We start from the raw sequence: 891 nt of genomic DNA, 5'->3' as shown, positions 1-891 counted from the left end.
GAGCACTCATCACCGACCTCATGTCGGCTTTCGCGTCTGCCTCCAGAATACCGGTCACGATGCTGGTCAGTTCCGCTTCCGTGAGCTGCTGTGGAGGATAGCGGACCAGCACCAAACGCTCTTCTTCGAGCGTGACGAGACGCGGATCATCGGCCGGAGTCCCCGCCTTTTCGAGCGCGGCGCGCGTATCGCGAATGCCTTTCACGAAACGACCGATGACTTCTTTGACCTCATCGTCGGTCGGCGCTTCACGCTGGTCGTTTTTGGCAACCATCATTGCCTCCCCGATCAGGGTAGTGAGCAACGTCGCCGTCAGCGCGGCCTTGGCGCGGCGCGCGTCTTCTTGGTCAGACTTGATTTGTTTGATCAGCATTTTTACCCATTGATACACATTACCTGACGCAGCGTCGCCACCACATCAACCAGTTCGGACTGCGCCCCCATCACCTCATCGATATCCTTGTAGGCGGCCGGAATCTCGTCCACGACGCCTGCGTCCTTCCGGCACTCGATGCCCATTGTCTGATAAAAGAGGTCGTCTTGCGTAAACTGCTTCTTGGCCTTCGTTCGGCTCATCTTACGGCCAGCGCCGTGCGAACACGAGCAATAAGCAGCCTCATGACCTTTGCCACAGACGATGAAGGATTTCGCGCCCATCGAACCCGGGATGATGCCAAGCTGGCCTTTCTGCGCAGACACTGCACCTTTCCGCGTCACCATCATCGAACGACCATCGTGAATTTCTCGCGACAGGTAGTTGTGGTGACAGTTGATCGCCTGATCGACGAGCGTGAAGGCCGGGAGCTTGCGACGCAGTGCCCGGATCACGAGCGTGAGCATGAAATCACGGTTCAGGCGTGCGTATTCCTGCGCCCACGACATGGCTTCAAC

At 57.9% G+C, this 891-nt stretch carries 2 protein-coding genes; both read right to left on the bottom strand.

Annotated elements, in window-relative coordinates:
- A partial coding sequence (locus tag AC1RO3_RS08010; protein WP_481763931.1) for a GatB/YqeY domain-containing protein occupies positions 1-373 on the bottom strand: 373 nt, incomplete at its 3' end.
- 2 nt (positions 374-375) lie between these two features.
- On the bottom strand, positions 376-891 hold a 516-nt coding region (locus AC1RO3_RS08005), incomplete at its 5' end, for an RtcB family protein (protein ID WP_481763930.1).

The sequence above is a fragment of the Dellaglioa sp. CoH-57-MRSF-19 genome (genome assembly GCF_056781975.1).
The sequence above is the reverse complement of the archived record's forward strand: the minus strand, read 5'-3'. Positions and strand labels throughout refer to the sequence as shown.